This is a genomic window from Streptomyces caniscabiei (assembly GCF_014930365.1).
Classification (GTDB): Bacteria; Actinomycetota; Actinomycetes; order Streptomycetales; family Streptomycetaceae; genus Streptomyces; species Streptomyces caniscabiei.
In genome coordinates, this window is sequence record NZ_JABXWI010000004.1 from 180,306 (window position 1) to 198,684 (window position 18,379).

Annotated in this window: 18 protein-coding genes and 3 pseudogenes; 8 read left to right on the top strand and 13 right to left on the bottom strand. The window is 71.0% G+C overall.

The annotated features are described in order from the left end of the window. Positions 1–27: 27 nt before the first annotated feature. The 3 genes from HW837_RS12540 to HW837_RS12550 all read right to left on the bottom strand — a co-directional run bounded on the left by HW837_RS12540 (position 28) and on the right by HW837_RS12550 (position 3,556). On the bottom strand, positions 28–1,179 hold the full coding sequence (locus HW837_RS12540; RefSeq protein ID WP_052683103.1) for a glycerate kinase: 1,152 nt from the start codon (positions 1,177–1,179) through the stop codon (positions 28–30). Next, positions 1,179–2,654: a C4-dicarboxylate transporter DctA gene (gene dctA / locus HW837_RS12545; RefSeq protein WP_045561906.1), complete on the bottom strand. Its 1,476-nt coding sequence runs from the start codon at positions 2,652–2,654 to the stop codon at positions 1,179–1,181. The genes HW837_RS12540 and dctA overlap by 1 nt, the downstream gene beginning before the upstream one ends. Before the next feature lie 155 nt (positions 2,655–2,809). Next, positions 2,810–3,556 (bottom strand): TetR/AcrR family transcriptional regulator, encoded by a 747-nt coding sequence (locus HW837_RS12550; protein WP_045561905.1) that lies wholly within the window; start codon positions 3,554–3,556, stop codon positions 2,810–2,812. Between the two features lie 163 nt (positions 3,557–3,719). Here HW837_RS12550 and HW837_RS50010 point away from each other — a divergent pair. The 3 genes and pseudogenes from HW837_RS50010 to HW837_RS12560 form a co-directional block, all read left to right on the top strand. Further along, a pseudogene (locus HW837_RS50010) lies at positions 3,720–4,079 on the top strand (SDR family NAD(P)-dependent oxidoreductase); the annotation flags it as partial. A gap of 133 nt (positions 4,080–4,212) precedes the next feature. Continuing rightward, a complete protein-coding gene (locus tag HW837_RS50015) occupies positions 4,213–4,395 on the top strand; it encodes a Rossmann-fold NAD(P)-binding domain-containing protein (protein ID WP_313895495.1) in 183 nt (60 codons plus the stop codon). Positions 4,396–4,562: 167 nt separating this feature from the next. Continuing rightward, positions 4,563–4,940 carry a DUF805 domain-containing protein gene (locus HW837_RS12560; protein WP_052683102.1) on the top strand — a complete coding sequence of 126 codons (378 nt, stop codon included), beginning with the start codon at positions 4,563–4,565 and terminating at the stop codon, positions 4,938–4,940. A gap of 25 nt (positions 4,941–4,965) precedes the next feature. On the opposite strand, the gene HW837_RS12565 is transcribed toward HW837_RS12560, so the two are convergent. Both HW837_RS12565 and HW837_RS12570 read right to left on the bottom strand, forming a co-directional pair. Further along, positions 4,966–5,604: a restriction endonuclease gene (locus HW837_RS12565; RefSeq protein ID WP_408994735.1), complete on the bottom strand. Its 639-nt coding sequence runs from the start codon at positions 5,602–5,604 to the stop codon at positions 4,966–4,968. Positions 5,605–5,711: 107 nt separating this feature from the next. Then, positions 5,712–6,119 (bottom strand): hypothetical protein, encoded by a 408-nt coding sequence (locus tag HW837_RS12570; protein WP_052683101.1) that lies wholly within the window; start codon positions 6,117–6,119, stop codon positions 5,712–5,714. Between the two features lie 411 nt (positions 6,120–6,530). On the opposite strand from HW837_RS12570, the gene HW837_RS12575 reads away from it, so the two are divergent. After that, complete coding sequence (locus HW837_RS12575; RefSeq protein ID WP_045561902.1) at positions 6,531–7,967, top strand: FG-GAP repeat protein; 1,437 nt, start codon at positions 6,531–6,533, stop codon at positions 7,965–7,967. A gap of 1 nt (position 7,968) precedes the next feature. Here HW837_RS12575 and HW837_RS12580 read toward each other — a convergent pair. Beyond that, positions 7,969–8,187 (bottom strand): annotated as a pseudogene (locus HW837_RS12580) (hypothetical protein); the annotation flags it as partial. Between the two features lie 15 nt (positions 8,188–8,202). Beyond that, on the bottom strand, positions 8,203–9,006 hold the full coding sequence (locus HW837_RS12585) for an SDR family oxidoreductase (RefSeq protein WP_193379742.1): 804 nt from the start codon (positions 9,004–9,006) through the stop codon (positions 8,203–8,205). A gap of 81 nt (positions 9,007–9,087) precedes the next feature. Between HW837_RS12585 and HW837_RS12590 the strand changes: the two genes are divergently transcribed. Then, a complete protein-coding gene (locus HW837_RS12590; protein WP_193379741.1) occupies positions 9,088–9,675 on the top strand; it encodes a hypothetical protein in 588 nt (195 codons plus the stop codon). Between the two features lie 9 nt (positions 9,676–9,684). Here the strand turns inward: HW837_RS12590 and HW837_RS12595 are convergent, their stop codons facing one another. From HW837_RS12595 to HW837_RS12620, 6 genes and pseudogenes are all read right to left on the bottom strand, one after another. Continuing rightward, positions 9,685–10,734 (bottom strand): hypothetical protein, encoded by a 1,050-nt coding sequence (locus tag HW837_RS12595; RefSeq protein WP_193379740.1) that lies wholly within the window; start codon positions 10,732–10,734, stop codon positions 9,685–9,687. A gap of 29 nt (positions 10,735–10,763) precedes the next feature. After that, on the bottom strand, positions 10,764–11,309 hold the full coding sequence (locus tag HW837_RS12600; RefSeq protein WP_159040955.1) for an RNA polymerase sigma factor: 546 nt from the start codon (positions 11,307–11,309) through the stop codon (positions 10,764–10,766). A gap of 142 nt (positions 11,310–11,451) precedes the next feature. Then, on the bottom strand, positions 11,452–12,192 hold the full coding sequence (locus HW837_RS12605; protein WP_045562001.1) for a class I SAM-dependent methyltransferase: 741 nt from the start codon (positions 12,190–12,192) through the stop codon (positions 11,452–11,454). Positions 12,193–12,457: 265 nt separating this feature from the next. After that, a pseudogene (locus tag HW837_RS12610) lies at positions 12,458–13,153 on the bottom strand (SDR family NAD(P)-dependent oxidoreductase); the annotation flags it as partial. A gap of 177 nt (positions 13,154–13,330) precedes the next feature. Continuing rightward, positions 13,331–13,918: an SMI1/KNR4 family protein gene (locus tag HW837_RS12615; RefSeq protein ID WP_045561896.1), complete on the bottom strand. Its 588-nt coding sequence runs from the start codon at positions 13,916–13,918 to the stop codon at positions 13,331–13,333. Positions 13,919–14,027: 109 nt separating this feature from the next. After that, positions 14,028–14,918, bottom strand: coding sequence for a LysR family transcriptional regulator (locus HW837_RS12620; protein ID WP_193379739.1), 891 nt, complete (start codon positions 14,916–14,918; stop codon positions 14,028–14,030). Positions 14,919–15,053: 135 nt separating this feature from the next. Between HW837_RS12620 and HW837_RS12625 the strand changes: the two genes are divergently transcribed. The 3 genes from HW837_RS12625 (at position 15,054) to HW837_RS12635 (ending at position 18,375) form a co-directional block, all read left to right on the top strand. After that, positions 15,054–15,569 carry a nuclear transport factor 2 family protein gene (locus HW837_RS12625; RefSeq protein ID WP_193379738.1) on the top strand — a complete coding sequence of 172 codons (516 nt, stop codon included), beginning with the start codon at positions 15,054–15,056 and terminating at the stop codon, positions 15,567–15,569. Between the two features lie 5 nt (positions 15,570–15,574). After that, on the top strand, positions 15,575–16,417 hold the full coding sequence (locus HW837_RS12630) for an NAD(P)H-binding protein (protein WP_193379737.1): 843 nt from the start codon (positions 15,575–15,577) through the stop codon (positions 16,415–16,417). Between the two features lie 269 nt (positions 16,418–16,686). Then, entirely contained in the window at positions 16,687–18,375 is a 1,689-nt protein-coding gene (locus HW837_RS12635; RefSeq protein ID WP_234442763.1) for an alpha/beta hydrolase, read from the top strand. Positions 18,376–18,379: the final 4 nt, after the last annotated feature.

Here is an 18,379-nt window from a genome sequence, read left to right on the forward strand (position 1 = left end):
TGTGCTGGTACGAAAGGCGGAGCGAGCCTACCCGTCGGCTTCCGTCTCTCCGCGTCCGATCCAGCGGTCGGCGAGGCCGCGCCCGCATCGGGCGAGCAGACGCGCGGACAGTTCGCTGTCCCGCGCGCAGTCCTGATCGGTCAGGTCCGTCAGGGCCTGCACGGAACGGAAGTGGGCGGCGGTCCGGTCCTCGGGCAGGGTGCAGCGGCCGGCCACCGCGTGCACCGCGACCCCGAGCCGACGGGCCCGCCGGGCGAGCGCGACCGGCAGTTTGCCCGACAGGGACTGCTCGTCGAGGCTGCCCTCGCCGGTCACGACGAAGTCGCTCGCGGCCAGCAGGTCGTCGGCGCCGAGAAGGGTGAGGAAGTAGTCGGCGCCCGAGCACGTCCGCCCTCCGAGCAGCATCCCGGCGTACCCCAGTCCGCCGGCCGCGCCGGCTCCCGGGGCATCGGCGTGTCGTGCCGCGTCCGCGACTCCGCCCGCTTCCAGTCGCCGTACGAAGCCGGTGAGCGCGTCGTCCAGTTCCCGCACCTGGGCGGCGGTCGCCCCTTTCTGAGGGCCGTACACGGCGGCCGTGCCCGTCGTCCCGAGCAGCGGATTGTCCACATCGGTGGCGAGGACGAGGTCGGCTCCCGCCAGGGCCGCGCGGGCCTCGGTGATGTCGGCCGTGCGGAGGTCGGCGAGTCCAGCGCCGCCCGGACCGATCGGCGTGCCGTCCTCCCGTGCCAGTCTCGCGCCGAGGGATTGCAGGAGGCCCGCGCCGCCGTCGGTGGTGGCGACCCCGCCGAGCGCGAGGACGATCGTGTCCGCGCCGCCGGCCAGTGCGTGCTGGACGGCCTGGCCGACGCCCCAACTGGTCGCCGTGAGCGGCGCCTTGTGGCCGTCCGGCAGCACGCCGAGTCCGCAGACGGCCGCCGCCTCGATGAGGACGGTACGGCCGTGCACGGCGAGTTCGGCCGTGACGGGTCGGCCGGTCGGCCCGGTCACCGTGACCTTCTCCGGGCTGAACCGGCCCGCGCAGGCGGCGGCCACGCTTCCCTCCCCGCCGTCCGCCAGCGGGAGGCGGGTGACCCGGGCCCGGGGGGCGCCTTCCAGCAGCCCGCGCTCCAGGGCGCGGGCCACCTCGTCTGCGCTGAGGGAGCCCTTGAACTTGTCCGGGGCGACCAGCACGGACACCATCAGGGCGTCACCTGGGCGGTCTTGGAAGCAGAGGACGCGGCGACCGGTCGTACGTCCTCGCCCTGAGCCTCGGCTCCGGCTCCGGTGCCGACGTCTTCGGCCTTGCTGCCGGCGTCTTCGGTCTTGCTGTCGGCGTCTTCGGCCTCGGTGGTCAGGGGCGGCTCGCCCGCCTTGCCGGCGAGGACCAGCCGGGCTCGCTCCAGGTCCAGGCCGTTCTCCCATCTGGCGATGAACAGGGTGGCCACGGCATTGCCGAAGAAGTTCACCAGCGCCCGGCACTCCGACATGAACTTGTCGATGCCGAAGATGAGCATGATGCCCGCGGCGGGGACGGTGCCGACCGTGGACAACGTCGCGGTGAGCGCGATGAAACCACCGCCCGCGACGCCTGCCGCACCCTTGGAGGTCAGCAACATGACGGCCAGGAGCCCGAGTTGCTGGCCGATGGACAGGGAGGTGTCGGTGGCCTGGGCGATGTAGAGGGTGGCCAGCGACAGGTAGATCGCCGCGCCGTCGAGGTTGAAGCTGTAGCCGGTCGGCACCACCAGTCCGACCGTCGACCGCTCCGCCCCCATGAACTGCATCTTGCGCATCAGCCCGGGCAGCGCGGGCTCGGCGGTCGAGGTGCCGAGGATCAGCCAGAACTCCTCCTTGAAGTAGCGGAAGAGCTGGAAGATGTTCAGCCGCACGTACAGGGCGAGCACACCGCCGAGCACCACCACGACGAACAGCGCCGAGGTGACGTAGAAGAGGAGGATCAGCGAGCCGAGGCTGGTCAGCGTGGACAGGCCGAACTTCCCGATGGCGTACGACATCGCGCCGAAGGCACCCAGCGGCGCCGCCTTCATGACGAAGGACAGGACCTTGAAGACGACCTCGGTCAGTCGCCCCACGGCCGCGATGATCGGTTCGCCCGTCCTCCCGACGAGTTTGATGGCGATGCCGAAGACGACGGCCAGGAAGATGACCTGGAGGATCTTCCCCTCGACGAACGGGCCGAAGAAGCTGTCCGGCACGATGTTGGTGAGGAACTCCCACCAGTGCTGGTGTTCACCCTGCTCGACGTACTGGCTCGCGTCGCCCGAGGTCTGGAGCGTCGACGGGTCGGCGTGCACGCCGTCGCCGAGCCGGAAGAGGTTGATCGCCACGAGACCGGTGAGCAGGGCGACGATGGTGCCGACCTGGAAGTACGTCAGCGCCTTGATGCCTGTGCGTCCGACCTTCTTCAGGTCCGCGACGCCGGCGATGCCGCCGATGATCGTCAGGAAGACGATCGGTCCGATGAGCATTTTCATCGCGGTGATGAACGTGGTGCCGATGGGCTCCATGTCGGTGGCCAGATCCGGCCACCGCCAGCCCAGCACGATGCCGATCACGATCGCCACCAGCACCTGTACGTACAACTGCCGGTACCACGGCTTCGCCGCGATACGTACGGCCTGTTCGGCTCGTCCGTTGCCCGGGGTATGCGTCATTGCAGCCTCCCTGATCGCGCGACACCGAGCCCGATCGGCGCGCGCCAGCTTGCGCCACAGTGAACCGGGCGGCCGGGCAGGGGGTCCACGACCAAAAATCGATGCCCCGTATAGGCCGGGCCTATCGATGGGGGCGCAGGGCGGCGACGTCCGCGTCACTCGGGTGCGGGGCCACCCGGAGCGTCCGTGTCGGTCCGCCGGGGGGCGGGCGACGTACCTGACGCGGGCGCGGTCGCACCCGTGGAAGCGGGACGCAGCATGGCCCGGTAGAGGGCCTCGTGGTCGGGCGAGGGGGGCAGCGTGCCGCGGGCGGGGGCCTCGAAGGACTGGATCAGCAGGGCCACGACGCGCCGCCAGGCGTCGGGGGCGGCGTCGCCGGTGGCGTTGACGACGCCGGCGTTTGCCATGTGGAGCAGCACCAGGTCCGAGGGGTCGAAGTCGTCACGGAGGCGGCCGGTGGCCTTGGCGCGGCCGATGAGCTCGACCATGCCCTCGTACGCCTCGTTCCGGCGGCGTTCCAGGGCCTTGGCGGAAGGAAACGTCGTGGTCAGCACGTCGGCGAAGCCGTAGTCGGCGGCCTGCATCGCGCAGACGCTCTCGATGTAGCCGACGAAGCCGTGCCAGGGGTCGGGGTCCGCCAGGGCGGTGGTGACCGCGTCGGCGTAGGCGCCCATGCGGTCGATGAAGACCTCATCGACCAGTTCCGCCTTCGTCGGGAAGCGCCGGAACATGGTGGCGATCCCCACCCCCGCCTCGCGCGCCACCGACGCCATGGACGCGTTCAGGCCGTCCCGCGCGAAGACCGTGCGCGCGGCGGCGATGATCCGCTCCCTGTTGCGCTCGGCGTCACTGCGCAGGGAGTGCCCGGCAGGAGTGCCGGAGTGCTGGTCACCAGGGGTCATACACGGAAGTCTAGCAACCGGATTGCCCTATCCACTTTCGGTGGTACGGTGGCCCGACTAACCGGAAAGCCCTATCCGGTCTCGCTCCGGCGAAACGGATAGGGCTTCCCGGATAGCGATATCTTCCCCCGTGCTCTTCGTTCACCCTCCCGAAAGGATCCCCATGACCAGCATCGCCATCGTCGGGGCCGGCCCTCAGCTCGGCCTGGCCGTAGCCCGCGTCTTCGGCGCTCAGGGCTTCGATGTCGCCCTGATCTCCCGCAGCCGCGAGAACCTCGACACTCTCGTGGGCAAGCTCACCGCGGAGGGCGTCACCGCCGCCGCGTTCCCCGCGGACGTACTGGACCGCGACGCCCTCACCCGGGCCCTCGACGACGCCGTCACGCGGTTCGGTGGCATCGACGTCCTGGAGTACTCCCCGGTCGCGGCCCTGACCACGACGCTGGTCACCCCCACCGAGGCCGAACCGGCCCACGTGCAGCACGAGATCGAGTTCCAGCTCTACGGGGCGATCGCCGCCACCAAGGCGGTGCTGCCGGCGATGCGCGAGGCCGGCCGCGGCACCCTGCTCTACACCACCGGCGCCGGCTCCATCGACCCCCGTCCCGCAGGTCGGCAACGTCAACGCCGCCGCCGCGGCGCTGCGCAACTGGGTCATGAACCTGCACAAGGAACTCGACGGCACCGGCGTCCAGGCCGCCCACGTCGGCATCGACGTCTCGATCGGCACCCCGGCCGTCCCCGGATTCCCGACGGCCCAGCCCGAGGAGATCGCTCCCGTCTACTGGGACCTGCACACCACCAGGCGCGACCAGGCCGAACTCGTCTTCAGCCGCTGAGCGCCCACCCTCCCCCGCGTCACCCCCGCCCGCCTCGTCGAAGCCGGTTCGCGCCGCCGTGGCCAGCCACCGCGGCGGCGCGATCTCTCAGGCGAGACCGGCCTCCGACCTCTGAGGCCCGACCGGCTGACCAGTTTCCGCACGATGCCTCTGCGAAAAGAGTCGCCATGACCAGCATGTCGTTCACCGACGCGGCCCGCGTCTGTCTGACCACCAAGTACGCCACGTTCTCCGGTCGCGCCCGGCGCGCGGAGTACTGGTGGTTCTCACTGCTCTATGTGATCGCCACCGGCGCGGTCGCCGGAGCCGCCTTCGGGACCGAGACCCCGCTCCTGGGTGTCCTTCTCCTGCCCTTCATGGTGCCCATGCTGAGTGTCTCCGTCCGCCGGTTGCACGACACAGGGAAGCCGGGCTGGAGGATGCTCGTCGCCCTCATCCCCGTGGCCGGCCCGGTCATCTACCTGGCGACCATGGCCGTGGACAGCGACCCCGCGGCCAACCGGTACGGCCCCTCCCCCAAGGCCGTCGCCGACCTCGTCGGCTGAGCCCGGCAGGACACCGACACCACCCCTATCGGCCAGGGAGTTCCCCGTACGAGGCGGACGGCCGCCGGGGCGGAGGGAGCGCGGACAGCAGGTCCCACAGGGGCCGCGAACCCGCAGCCCAGGAACTGAGCAACTGGCGGTCGACGAGGTGGAGCCGTTGCTGACGAGCGAACGTACGGCCGGGCTGGGTGATCCTGCCGTTGGTCACCATCACCACGACGTCCGCCTTGTGGACCGGGCGCCCCGTTCCGTTGAGAGTCTGTAGTTCCGGGGTACCCACGGCGGCGCCCCGCTCTCCATGACGGCGGTGCTTGCACTGGATCACCCAACGCCGCCCCGAGGGGTCGGTCGCCTTCACGTCCGCCCCCAGATCGCCCTGACCGCCGACCTGAACGGCGTCGGCGCAGCCGTCCCGGCGCATCAGGTCCCGGACGGCGAACTCGAACTGCCGGGGGGACAGGCCGTCCAGCTGGGCCGGCCCGTAACGCAGAGCGCGCGCCTGAGCCTGCCGCCACTGCTCACGCTGCGCCCGCTGCTGCCACCGGGCGAAGCCGCCCAGGGCAGCGACGACGGCCACGACCAGCAGCACCCACCAGTGCGCGAGCAGCCAGTTGACCACCGTCACCACCAGCCCGACCGCCGCCGCCACGGCCACGCACAGCACGACGAACCGCGCCTCCTGCTCCTGCCCACGCCGACGGCTGGTCCGCCGCGCACGCCGCCGAACGGGCCGGCGCCGGGTCGAGGGACGCCGGGCCGACGGGCGCCGGGTCACCGCTCACCGGCCAGGGCGGCGAGGTCGATCGGGTACGACACGCTCGGCGTCGGAGCCGACCGCCGCAGCGCGGGGATGTCCAACTTGACCGGGTACGACACCGTCGGGCGCGGCGCTGCCGTCCTCGGGGCGCTGCTGGTGGAGTGCTCGAAGCGGATCGGATAAGTCACCGACGAATCGGGCGACTTGCCGTCCGATTCGGTTGCCGTGGAGGCGTTTCCGATGACGAGGACAGCAAGGCCGAAGGCGGCGAAGAGGGTCACCTCCCGGCGCGCGCCCGGCGCCCATCGGGAGTGTCCGCGAACCGGCGTTCCGTCGGAGCGCACGTACGGGCGGACAAAGGGCATGTGGTCCTCCAACTCATCCGGGAATTTCCCTGTCGCCGTCATGTTGGCGCCCAGCACTGACAGCCGATTCCTCGGGACGGCCCAACACCCCATTTTTCAGGGCTAGTTCAGGACATGCTCGCGGCCCTCCCCCACCCGTTCGGGGTCCCTCGTGTACGCGCCGGGGCGGGCTACGACGCGAGACGATGTGGCACCCCCGGATCGCTTCGAGCAGCGACTCACCAGGGGGATTCGGTCGGCGGCGGCTCGACGGCTGCCGCCGGAGCGGCGGTCGGCTGAACCCTTCGGCCGTGCGGGCAGAGGTGGCGGAATCAGTCATTTCCGAGATTGCCGCTCGAAGGCGCCGAAGCAGGCGCGAAAGGCCGTGTCGACCGGGCGGCCACCGTCACGCAACCCTTCGTCCACCTCATCAGTCACACCCCCGTACGCCTTGGCCCTCATTTCCTCCTTCGACTAAGGGAGTTCACCGTGCGCGCACGCACCCTGGCCGCCACCGCCGTCGTTGCGGCACTCACCGCAGCCGGCCTGACCCTGCCGCTCGCCGGAAACGCCGCGGCCGCGTCGACCGCACGCTTCGACTTCAACGGCGACGGATACACGGACATCGCGGTCGGCATGCCCGACGCCACGGTCAACGGCAAGGCGAAGGCCGGCTACGTCAGCGTGATCTACGGCGGTTCGGAGAGCCCGTACCAGTCCAGCGGCGTCATCAGCCAGGCGGAGGCCGGCATACCCGGCACACCCGAGGCGGGCGACCGCTTCGGTTCCTCCGTGTCCCCCGTCGACGTGAACGGCGACGGCGTCTTCGAGCTGCTCGTCGGCGCGAGCGGCGAGTCGCTCACCTCCGACCAGTTCAAGGACGAGGGCACCATCACCGTCCTCGACGGCTCGGCGTGGAACATCAAGGGCACCACCGTGGCCAGGGGCACGTCCGAGTACAGCAGCATCGGTCGCACCGTCACCACCGGTGACTACGACGGCGACGGCGACATCGACCTCGTGTACGGCGAGAACGGCGAGGAGCACGGCTCGGTCCGGTTCCGCCCGGGCCCGCTCACCGCCGACCCGGTGACGACCACGCGGGTGAGCAGGTACAGCATGGGCGGCAGCACCCGCGACCTGGCCACCGGCGACTTCGACGGCGACGGCCGGGACGACCTCGCCACCACCTGGAGGGGCCTGGAGGACTCCGGCACCTTCATCACGCGCTGGGACGACCAGGACAAGCCCGTCCAGTGGTGGTTCGACGCCGACTACGGCAGCGCGCTCGCCGCCGCCGACGTCGACCGGGACGGCACCGACGACCTCGCGGTCGGCCTCGTACAGCCCAATCCCGAGTTGGAGACGACGCATTGCCAGGAGCGGCTCGGCGGTGCGGTGCTGCTGCTCAAGGGTTCCAAGACCGCGCAGTTCGGCTCCGAGAGCGAGTGCGTCACCCAGTCGAGCCCGGAGGTCGGCGGTACGGCGGAGGACGGCGACGGCTTCGGCGCGGCGCTGGCCGCCGGCGATCTGAACGGCGACGGCCGTCCGGAACTGGTGGTCGGCGTGCCCGGGGAGGACGTGGGCACGGTCGCGGACGCGGGCGGATACGTCGTCCTGAACGGCACGGACCAGGGCCTCCGCGGAGGGCTGGCCCGCAGCCAGAGCACCCCGAACATGCCCGGCGCGGCCGAGGCGGGCGACCGCTTCGGCGCCCAGGTGGCCGTCGGCGACTACAACCGCGACGGCCTGCGGGACACGGCCGTGAGCGCGCCCGGGGAGAACGCGGGTGAGCCCCGGTCGGGCGGCGTCTGGTTCGTGCCGACCAGCACCGAGGAGACGTATCCGCAGGGCAAGTCACTGACCCCGTTCGGTTTCGCGCTGCCCAACGGGGCCGTCAAGTACGGCGAGGTCCTGGGCCGCTAGGTCATCGTTCGGGGCGGGGCGGGTGCACGGTGATATGGGCACCGGGGCTGAACTCGGCGAGCAGCTGGGCGAGTTCGGTCGCGGCCGCCTCGACGCCGGCGACGGTCAGGAAGTCCTCGTCGCCGGTGGCACGGACCAGGCGCATGCCGCCCTGGACGTGGTCGATGTCCTCACCGCCGACGGGGATGAGGTGGGCGACGCTGATGGCGTTGTCCAGGTCGTTCCTCATCTCCGCCTACGCGAGGCCACCGTTGCTCATGAGCAGCTGACCGTTGATCCATCCGCCCTCCCGGGAGCACAGGAAGTCCACGAGGTGCGCGGTGTCCTGTGGAGTGCCCAGCCGGCCGAGTGGGGTGCTGCGGCGGCAGTGTTCCCGGACCTCCTCGCTCATCCAGCCGGTGTCCACCGGGCCCGGATTGATCACGTTGGCGGTGACACCGAGGTGGGCGAGTTCGTGGGCGGCGGCCAGGGTGATGCGGTCCATGGCTCCCTTGCTGGCGCCGTAGGGCAGGTTGCCGACGGTGTGGTCACTGGTGAGGCCGACGATCCGGCCGGTCCCCCGCTCCGCGGCGAAGCGGCGTCCGAACTCGCGTATGAGCAGCCAGGTGGCACGTGCGTTGACGGCGAAGTGCCGGTCGAAACTCTCGACCGTGGTGTCCAGCAGACCCGAGTCGACAGACTCGCAGTGACTCATGATCAGCGCGGTTACCTTGCCCCTCTGCTGTTCGACGCTGTCGAAGACGCGTGCCGGGGTGTCCGGGTCCGCGAGATCCGCCTCGATCGCCGTGGTCGACGCGCCGTGTTCGGCGAGGGTCCGGCTGATCACTTCGCTCGCGTCGGGCTCGCTGCCCCAGCTCATACGGTCGTCGTAGGCGGTCCAGTAGGTGAAGGCGATGTCCCACCCCGACGTGGCCAGCCGGCGCGCGATGCCCGCGCCGATGCCGACGGTGCGCCCCACCCCGGTGATCAGGGCCAGGGGTCGATAGGCCGCTGCCCCTGCGCCGTGTGCGGACTGGTCATGATCGGTGTTCGTCGTCACGGGCCGGAATGGTTCACGAACGACAGCGCGGCGTCAATCGGGCGTTTCCGTGCGCCGCCGGGCGGCGGATAGCGTACGGGCATGGTGACGACGGGGAAGCGGCGGGTCCTGTACCGGCAGGGCAGCGGATTCTGGCGGATGACGTCGAAGTGGGTTCTGGTCTTCGGGGCCCTGTGTCTGCTGGACGGAGGGCTGTTCCGGTCGTGGGGCGATGCTCTGGTCTGGCCGGTGATCGGGATCCTGCTGTGGGTGCCGTTCGGGATCGGCCTCGTCTGGTACCCGAGGAAGGACCAACGCGTCGCGCTGACGACCCGTGAACTGCGGGTACGGCGCAAGCGGCTGCCGTTGGAGAACGTGAACCTGCTGCACGTGGCGCGCCTGTGGCTGGAGGGGCGGTCGACCGCGGACGACCAACCGGTGCTGGAATGGCCACGGTTCGACCGGGTGGTGTGGGTGCCGCTGCGGGACGGTCGAGCGTTCGGCGTGGAGTTCCGCGACGCCGCCGCCTTCGCCAAGGTGTTCGGCGCCTTCGCGGTCGAGGCGTGCGGCGGGCCCGACATCGTCCGCGCGAGGGCCGCGACGGAGACGTACCCGGATCCGGTCCCAGTACGGCCCCGCCCAGCCGACGACTCAGGCTCCTGGCCGGACCTCCTGGACGTCTTCAGCTGACAGCACACGTCACCCCCCGCGTCTGCTGTCCCTCACCGTGCCACGCGAAAGGATCTCCTGCACCGACAGGGTGCCCGGGACCGCGATATCGAGTTTCAGTGGATCTCCGAGCATTGCTTCCTCGCCGCCCAGCGGATAGCCCGTCGCCGGGTCGAGGAGCAGGGAGTCCCGGAATGTCGCTGCCTTGTACCTGCCTTCCTGCGTGACGGCGAGAACCTCCCGACCGTGCCAGGTGGTTGTCGTCGCGACCGTCACGTCGGACCGGTTCGCGAGGACGCGCAGCGCGGCCGCGCGCAGCAGCGGTTCGACGGTGCCGCCCGAGGCTCGTTGTGCAGCGTCGAGCATGGCGGAGACGCCCCAGATCAACCGCCCGCCTTCCCAGTTGACCTCCTTCATCTGCGCGAACAGCCGATCCGGGTCGGTCGAGAAGGGCAGGAGCTTCGCCCACGCGGAGTCCTGCGCGAAGTGACCCGGGCGATACGTCGTGTCCTTGAGGCCCTTCCCCTCGATCAGCCCCGCCTCCCTGGCATCCCGTTCCTGGTCCGGGTTGGGGAAGTACGGCTTGCCGTACTCACGGCGTTCGCGGCCCGCCCCGTCGGAGGTGTTGATCCATTGCTCCGTGACCGTCGGGACCGCTGCGTTGGCGACGCCGCCCGGGACGTCGCCGGCCGAGTTCAGCACCCAGCCCCAGCTCTTGATGTACAGATACGGGCCGTGCACCGTGTCCGGCGCGAGCCCGCCGACCTTCCGGGCCAGTCGGCTCAGCACGTCGCGCGGCGACCTTCCGGCAATCCTGCGCAGGACGAGAACCGGCGGTGTCGTCATCGCTCGCGCCGACGGCCCCTCCGCACCCGTCAGTCGGCCCAGTTCACCCGACGCGGCCACGGCGGTGCCCGTTGCCACCACCCCGCCTGCGAGCAGGACCCGTCGGCGGGACGGACCCGTTCGCGGGCGCGGAGCGGTGGGTTCCGCGGCGGCCAGCAACACAGCCAGTTCCCGCTCGGCGCGGTCCGGCAGCACGCCGTCCCGGCCGAACCGGGCCTGAGGATCGGGGGGCACCAAGTCCCGCACCTTCCTGAGATCGCCCTTCACCGTGTCCTCCCGTCCACCGGCAGCCGTGTCCCGGGCACTTGGGCTTCGTCCGCCGCCACCGCCGCCTCCAGCAATCGACGAGCGCGGTGCATACGGACTCTGAACGCCCCCGAGCTACAGCCCATCACTCTGGCCGCGTCCCGCACGGACAACCCGTCCCAGGCCACCAACAACAGCACCTCCTGTTCGTGCTCCGGAAGTCGGCCCAAGGCGCCTCGTGCCCCCAGCATGTCCAGGACCGCTTCCTCAGCCGCGGGTTCGAACCCATCGTCGTGATGGGCGCGTATACGGTCGTCCAGACGATCGGCGCGGCCTCGCGCCCGCACGGTGTTGGCCGCGACCCGACGAGCGATGCCGTACAGCCATGGCAGTTCGTTGCCGCGCAGCTCGTGTCGGTTCCGCCAAGCCGCCAAGAACACTTCTGCCGCCGCGTCTTCAGCCGTGTTCGCCGGCAGACGTCTGCGCAGGAACCGCAGCACGGGCAGATAGGTGCGCCGGTAGACCTCCTCGAACCCCTGCGGGTCGTCCATCGGTCTGCTCACGCGCACCCTCCCCACACCATGGCTTCACCATGTCTGTGTCCGGCACCACGCGAAAGTTACGCGCCTGCGCGAGCAGACTTCCCCCGTCCGCACCGGCCTACGGCCTGTCCGGCGAGGGCTTCATGTCCCGGCGCGGCGGAACTCACGGTTTGTGGGTGACCCAGAGCAGTTCCGCCGGCCAGCGGTGTGCCCAGTCGGGTGGGTCGGTCTCGTTGTAGCCGTTGGGTGTGCCGGGTTCGGGTCGCGGCTCGATGAGGTCGTCGATGACGAGACCAGCGCCCCGCAGGACCCTGACCCAGTCTCCGTAGGTGAGCTGGTAGCTGGTCGCGCCGTCGCCTTCGGCGATGGTGTCCAGCCCGAAGTAGTCCTGCCGCAGCGTCGTGGTCACGCGGCTGGCGGCTTCGTCGTAGCAGGCTTCGAACCATGGGCTGGCGACGTTGAACACCAGGCGCCCGCCTCCGCGCAGGACGCGTGCGGCCTGCGGGACGGCCAGGTGCGGGGGTGCCCAGCTGAGCCCACCGAAGTCGCAGAACACCAGGTCGAAACTGTCGGCGGCGAAAGGGAGTTGTTCGGCGGCACCCTGCACCAGCGGGTAGGGGGACGCTCCCATCTCGCGTGCCGCTGAGGCGAGTTGGGCCTCGGACAGGTCGATCCCGACCACGGTGGCGCCCTCTGCGGCGAGCGCCCTGGACCACTGGCCGGCGCCGCAGCCGAGTTCGAGGACGCGCTTGCCGGTGACGTCGCCCAGGGCGCGCAGGCGCGCGTCGGGGATGGAGTACATGCCCCACAGCCGGGGTGCGGAGCCGATGCGCGGATCATGCTCGCGCTGGTAGGCGCTGCTGATCTTGTTCCAGAGCCGCCGGTTGGCGGGGATGCTGTCCACGTGCCGACTCCAGCACTGCCTGTTGGGGATGGTCAACACGATATGAGCCCTGGCCGGCCCTCGCGCCGGTCTGGCCCTGGCCTCGGGTCCGGCCCTGGCTCGGCCCGTAATTCGCCGGTTGAGCCCGGAAGTTCACACGGTTCGCGTCATCACCGACTCTACGTCCGCGCCTCCCGGTCTTCGGCCCCTCGGTCTTCGGCCCCTCGGTCTTCGGCCTCCCGGCCCCTGGAAGCCGAGATGCGGATCCGTGCCGGTCAGCTCGCTGCTGCCCTCCCTCCACCTCCGCGTCGAGGACGGCTCGTACGACCGGCCATGCCCCGGCGTCCTTGCCCTGCACCAGGAGCCCGGCGGGCAGAGCGCGCAGCCGCCGGCCGGGGGGGTGTCACGTGTATCGGCGGGCGGGGCGGGGTGAGGGCGTCCAGCGCGCCTCCGGGGTGGGCCACCACGCTGAGCACCGTGCTGCCGAGGGCGCACAGGCGGTGATCGAGTGCGAAGCCGAAGCACATCTGCGCCGGCTTCGATCGGCGGTAGGCGCGCTTGGGCCGGTAGTCCCGGGTCGACTGCGGGTCGTCGAGGTCCAGTCGCTCGGATCGTGCCGCGAAGCTTCCCACCGTCACGATGCGGGCCGACGGCGCGGCGGGGACAGGAGGGGGGCCAGCCACCGGGTGAGCGCGAAGTGGCCGAGGTGGTTGGTGCCGAACATCAACTCATGGCCGTCCGCGGTCTCCTGGCGCGGCGGGTCGTCGAGTGCGACCCCTGCGTTGTGGACCACCGCGTCGAGATGATCGAGGTCCAGCCCGCCCACGGAGGCGTTCAGGGACGACAGGTCGGCGAGGTCCAGGCGCACGTGCCGCACGTGTGCGCCGGAGACGCGCGACCGGATCGATGCCATGGCCGCGCGGGCCTTCGTGGTGTCGCGGCTGCCCAGGATCACCACGGCGCCGGTGGCTGCGAGTTGCTCCGGTGCGGAAGACACGATGACTGGCTCCTTGCGCTCAGCGGCGACGTGCTCATGGGGAGCACCGACCCGCCCCAAGATCGCGACCTCCGCCGACATGGCGCTGACAGATCACGGCGACCGCCGACAGACTCCCGACGCCCCTCCGCAGAACGCCCCCGCCGCAGCCGTGGTGAGGAGTCAGAGGACCCGAGCCATGCGAAAGCGGTTCGGGTGGGCCCGAAGCCGCGGCGAGGTGAGTTCCAGGGCACGGTTGTCGCGTCCGGCAGTCATGTGGTCGAGCCAGCGCTCGTACCAGTCGAGGAAGTCGGTGGCGGAGGAGACGTTGGGCCCCCAGTACCCGTCACTGTTCCCCGTGAGGACCCGGCCGGTGAGGGGGCCGGTCAGCGCGATGAGGCATACGTCCGTGCAGCCCATCTCGATGATGTGGAGGAAGAGGTCGCGGTCGTGTGCCCCGGGCTCCGCGGCGGCGAAGCCGCGGGGCGCCCGCGGTTCTCCGCGCGGATTCATGACCAGCGGGGAGCATCGCTCCAGTGGCATGAGGCCGTAGAACGGCGCCGCGCCTGAGCCGCCGATGTGCGTGAGGAAGTACCGAAAGGCGTCGGGCAGGACGATGTCGTGCTCCAGCTCGAACGCGGCGACGCGTGCTTCCGCGGCCCTCGGGCCGAGGCGGAACGCGTGTCGCTCTTCTCCGAAGGAGTGGCTGCGCAGCGGTTGGAACGGGAGCGCGGCCAGCTTGCGCCGCAGGCGCGGTACGCGGGGGTCCATGGGACATCTTTTCTCGTCCTCGTCACCCTAAGGGCGGCCGTGGCGAACAGGCCAGACCAGAGAAGGCCTCGATGTAGGTGGAGCGACGCGTCGGGCGATCGTGTCGCCGTCACATCGCGAGGGGTCCGAGGTCGGCCGCGGTCCGGGCCAGTGCGCGGATGGTGGGGCTGTCGGCGGAGGTGCGCCAGGTGAGTGCCCATTCGAGGGTGGGGGCGTCGTGGAGGGGCAGGAAGACGATGCCGGGGGGCTTGTTGTAGCGGGCGGCGATGTCGCCGAGCGGGTGGACGCAGCGTCCGGCGGCGACCAGGGAGAGGATCTCGTGGAACGTCCGCGCGGCGGGCCCGCGGGGGATGCGGCGGCCGAGCGGGGTACGGGTGGGGACCATGGAGGCGACCCAGTACTCGGGGGCTTCGGGACCGAGGTCGACGACGTGGTTGTCGGCGAGGTCCTCCAGGTACGCGCTGCCGCGTTCGACGAGCGGATGGTCGGCGGCCACGGCCAGGACGCGGCCTCCGGTGAGTACGGTGGGCCCGACGGTGAGGTCGGGTTCGGCGACGGGCAGCCACAGCACGTGCGCGTCGTGCTCTCCGCTGCGCAGCGCGGTGAAGGCGTCGGAGCCGTTGATCTCGCCGAACTGTATGTCGCAGCCGGGGTGACGAGCGCGGAACTCGTCGACGAGGGGCCGTAGTTCATGTCCGGCGTGGCCGAAGACGCCCAACCGCAGGCTACGGCCCGCGCCTTGGCCGGCCTCCTGGGCGCGGGCGAGTCCTGCGTGGAGGAGGTCGAGGGCCTGCTGGAGATCCTCGCGGAGACGCCGGCCGACAGGAGTCAGGGCCACACGACGGCTGGTGCGGTCGAACAGCCTGACGCCGAGGCGGCGTTCCTGGCTGCCGATGGACTGGCTGACGCGGGCCTGGGACACATGGAGCCGCTCGGCGGTGCGGCCGAAGTGCAGTTCCTCGGCCAGCGTCAGGAAGATCTCTATGTCGCGCAGCTCCATACATAACTCCCGCGTTATGGATAGCCCAACGGACTCTACATTGTTCCGCCGCTGACCTGCGCCGATGCTGGACACATCACCCAGCGGGCAGGCAGCGGACGCCTGACCGACACATCGATGAGGCAGGGACGTGCGATGAGCGATATACGGGCCGTCGTCGATCGTTTCGAGATCGGACAGCTGTGCGCCGAGGTCACCGACGCCGTGATGATGCGCGACTTCGACCGCGTGGCCTCGCTGTTCACGCCCGATGGTGTCATGCGATGGCCGCACATCGACAGGGAGTTCGTCGGCCGCGAGGCGATCCGCGCGGGGATCGAATGGGGGCAGGGGCTGTGGGAGTTCTTCGTACAGAACGTCCACCCCGGCGTCGTCCGGCTCGACGGCGACCTCGCGACCGGACGGGTCCACGTCCAGGAGTTCGGCCGGCTGCGCAACGGCAGCTCGCACCTGAACTACGCGCTGTATCACGACAGTTACGAGCGAACCGCCGACGGCTGGAGGTTCAGCGAACGCGTCTACGAGGTCAGGTACGCCGACTCCGCCCCGCTCACCGGCTCACCGGCTCACCGCCCTCGCCACGTGCCTGCGCCCGCGCCGCGTGCCTCCGCCCTCCAGATCGACCCGACCCAGCATCAAGCGAAGGAGTAAGTGTCATGTTCATGATTACTGGAGCCAATGGTGTCGTAGGGCGCGCGGTGATGAAGCAGTTGCTGCGGGAGAGCGCGCCCGTCACCGGGGTCACGCGCGGCTCCGGATCTGCCGCGATGCCGGAAGGCGTACGGGCCGTCAGGGGCGACCTGTTCCACCCGCAGTGGATCGAGGCGGCGCTGGAGGGAGTGGAGGCTCTGCAGATCAGCCCGCGCGCCACCGGCCCGGGACTCGGCGAACTCCTGCGACTCGCCGCCGGGCAAGGCGTACGGCGTGTCGTGCTGCTGTCGGCCACGACCGTGGAACACCCGGCGGGGGAAGCCCGGTTCGCCGCGCAGTTCCAGCACGCCGAGGACCTCGTCCGCGGCTCCGGCCTGGACTGGACGGTCCTGCGCCTGGCCGACTTCGCGGCCAACGCGCTGGCCTGGGCGCCGCAGATCAGGTCCGGTGGCGTGGTGCGCGGCGCCTACGGCCGAGCCACCACCTCCCCCATCCACGAAGCCGACATCGCGGCGGTCGCCGCACGCGCCCTCCGCGGCAGCCTTCCCCCGGGGTCGACCCACACGCTGACCGGCCCGCAGCCACTGGACCAGGTGGCGAAGGTGCGCCTCATCGGCGCCGCCCTCGGCAGGACGCTGACCTTCCAGGAGCTACCGCCGGAGCACGTCCGCAAGGGCATGCTCGCGCAGGGGCTGCCTGAGGAGGTGCCCGACCGCCTGCTCGGCTCACTGGCCGACTACGCCCACCGTCCGGGGCCCACCACGAGCACCGTGGCAGACCTGCTGGGCCGCCCCGCCCGCACCTTCGCCGACTGGGCCCACGACAACGCCACCGCGTTCGACGGCTGACCACGGCCGCCGTTCTCCACGGCCGGAGCGAAGGGGCGACCGCGCCCCGGTCGGCCCGGTGAGTAGACCAGGTGAGCAGACCCGGTGAGCGGGGACGACCCCCGGTCGCCGGGTCCGAGGTGGAGCTACTCCAAGTGGCGGCGGCAAGTGGTGGGCGCTCCTGCCCAAAAGCAGGCTGGCGTACGCGCCTGCCCGGCCGTGTGGTGGGGCGCAGCCACGCCCACCGTCCCCCGCCCGAAGGGCCAGGGATGCCAGAGAGACGAGATCACATGGCCGAACAGGACATCGGTCCCGAGCCCCTGCCCTCCCAGCACGGACCCGGAGTCAAGACCGCAGCCGCAGCTGCAGCCAAGACGCTCACACGGGGCCGGGCTCGCCACCTCCACCCACCTCATCCACGCGATGCACGCCGCCCCCGCCCCAGCAGGACGGCGCGTACGAAGGCGGCGCTTCTCGCCGCCTGTCTGGGTGTCCTCGGCGCGATCGGGGCCGTACCGAGCAGCGCCCAGTCGCAGCCCGCCGACGGAACGCCGCCGAGGCATCCGGCGCGGTTCGTGCCGGGCCCCTGCCCCACGACGCCCGATCCGGTACCCGGCCGCTGCGGCTTGCTTGAGGTCCCCGAGAACCGTGAGCACCCCACGGGACGGACCATCCGACTGGCCGTCGCCATCATCCCGGCGGCGACGCGGACGAGGGCCGCGGACCCCGTGGTGTTCATGGAGGGCGGCCCCGGCGGAGACGCGTTCGGAGCGATCCCCTTCCTGATCGCCTCCGAGGTGAACCGCGACCGCGATCTCATCGTCATGGCCCAGCGCGGCGCCCTCCACTCCCAGCCGAACCTCGCCTGCCCGGAGATGGACCGGTTCAACGCGACCGCCGTCGGCCTGCCCTACGACGCGCCGTCCACCGGACGAGGCCTGGTCCGCGCGGCGAAACAGTGCCGGGACCGCCTGACGGCCGAGGGGAACGACCTCTCGGCGTACAACACCACGGAGAACGCCGCCGACTTCGCCGCGCTCCGCCAGGCGCTCGGCATCAGGAAGTGGAACGTCTACGGCTACTCGTACGGCACCGACCTGGGCCTCACCTATCTGCGCCGGCACCCCCAGGGCATCCGCTCGCTGGCGATCGACTCGGTCGTGCCGCCACAGATCGTGAGCCTGCCGTGGGCCTGGGACAGCGCCCAGGAGGGGATCGACGCGATCTTCGCCGCGTGCGAGGCGCAGCCCGCCTGCAAGTCCCGCTACCCGGACCTCTCCCGCACGCTCACGGAGCAGGTGCGGCGGCTGGAGGCGAACCCCCTGAGGCTGACCGTGCCGCCGCCCGGTGGCGGAACCCCGGTACGGGTCGTCCTCGACGGGGGCACGCTGGTGAACCTGCTGGTCGCCAACGGCCAGCTGGTGCCGTCCGTCGACGTCCCGGCGGCGCTCTACGAACTCGCAGCCGGCGATCCGGAGCGCCTCGCCCGGGCCCAGGCCGCAGGCGCGACGCCCGCCGTCGGGGAGTTCGCCCACGGGCTGACGCACTCCGTGGCCTGCGCCGAGTGGGTCCCGGGCTTCTCCGAGCGCGACGTGCTGGCAGCCGGACGCCGGGCCTTCCCCGGGTGGCCGGACTCGGTGCTGGCCCACGCCCCGCAGCTTCCCTTCGAGCACGACCTGTGCCGCGTCTGGAACGTCCCGGACCGCACCGCGGTCCAGCGCGTGGCCACCCACAGCAAGGTGCCCGCACTCATCATCACCGGCACCTTCGACGCGAAGACCGGGGCGAGTTGGGGGCCGTACGCCGGCCGTACGCTGCCGCGCTCGACCGCCGTCGTGATCCCCGGAATCACCCACTGGGTGGTGCCGCAGAACCCCTGCGCCGCGTCGGTCCTGCTCTCGTTCCTCGCCCGGCCGACCGCGCCCGACACCGGATGTGTGCCGGGGGTCGAACCCAAGCCGTTCACCATCATCCCCTGACCGG

What these genes read in the sequence shown, in the direction of transcription:
- HW837_RS12635 (WP_234442763.1), top strand. Translation starts at nt 16,687, where the DNA reads ATGGCCGAACAGGACATCGGTCCCGAGCCCCTGCCCTCCCAGCACGGA.
- HW837_RS12625 (WP_193379738.1), top strand. Translation starts at nt 15,054, where the DNA reads ATGAGCGATATACGGGCCGTCGTCGATCGTTTCGAGATCGGACAGCTG.
- HW837_RS12550 (WP_045561905.1), bottom strand. Translation starts at nt 3,556, where the DNA reads ATGACCCCTGGTGACCAGCACTCCGGCACTCCTGCCGGGCACTCCCTG.
- HW837_RS12615 (WP_045561896.1), bottom strand. Translation starts at nt 13,918, where the DNA reads ATGGACCCCCGCGTACCGCGCCTGCGGCGCAAGCTGGCCGCGCTCCCG.
- HW837_RS12620 (WP_193379739.1), bottom strand. Translation starts at nt 14,918, where the DNA reads ATGGAGCTGCGCGACATAGAGATCTTCCTGACGCTGGCCGAGGAACTG.
- HW837_RS12540 (WP_052683103.1), bottom strand. Translation starts at nt 1,179, where the DNA reads ATGGTGTCCGTGCTGGTCGCCCCGGACAAGTTCAAGGGCTCCCTCAGC.
- dctA (WP_045561906.1), bottom strand. Translation starts at nt 2,654, where the DNA reads ATGACGCATACCCCGGGCAACGGACGAGCCGAACAGGCCGTACGTATC.
- HW837_RS12590 (WP_193379741.1), top strand. Translation starts at nt 9,088, where the DNA reads ATGGTGACGACGGGGAAGCGGCGGGTCCTGTACCGGCAGGGCAGCGGA.
- HW837_RS12560 (WP_052683102.1), top strand. Translation starts at nt 4,563, where the DNA reads ATGACCAGCATGTCGTTCACCGACGCGGCCCGCGTCTGTCTGACCACC.
- HW837_RS50015 (WP_313895495.1), top strand. Translation starts at nt 4,213, where the DNA reads ATGAACCTGCACAAGGAACTCGACGGCACCGGCGTCCAGGCCGCCCAC.
- HW837_RS12630 (WP_193379737.1), top strand. Translation starts at nt 15,575, where the DNA reads ATGTTCATGATTACTGGAGCCAATGGTGTCGTAGGGCGCGCGGTGATG.